The organism is Pseudomonas sp. 32_A (assembly GCF_017490905.1).
Lineage (GTDB): Bacteria > Pseudomonadota > Gammaproteobacteria > Pseudomonadales > Pseudomonadaceae > Aquipseudomonas > Aquipseudomonas inefficax.
Window position 1 is genome coordinate 1 of sequence record NZ_JAFGYI010000525.1, and the last position, 237, is coordinate 237.

Genomic DNA, 237 nt, shown 5'->3' on the forward strand with positions numbered 1-237 from the left:
AGGTGCGACGCTGAGCGCTTTTCGCTTTTCGCTTTTCGCTTTTCGCTTTTCGCTTTTCGCTTTTCGCTTTTCGCTTTTCGCTTTTCGCTTTTCGCTTTTCGTTTTTGATCTTGCTTCTAAGCGCGCGGTAGTCCAGCCGACGCAGATTGCGACTTCAGGAGGCCGAGCGAAGGGCTTGCGGAGGGAGGTGACGGGCATGGATGCCCGTCAAGCGCTGAGGCCCCATGGATGGGGCCT

General features: G+C 56.1%; 1 protein-coding gene. It reads right to left on the reverse strand.

The window, feature by feature from the left end:
* The coding region (locus tag J5M58_RS27690; protein ID WP_207880740.1) for a hypothetical protein at positions 1 to 198 on the reverse strand (198 nt) is incomplete at its 3' end.
* Between the last annotated feature and the right edge of the window lie 39 nt (positions 199 to 237).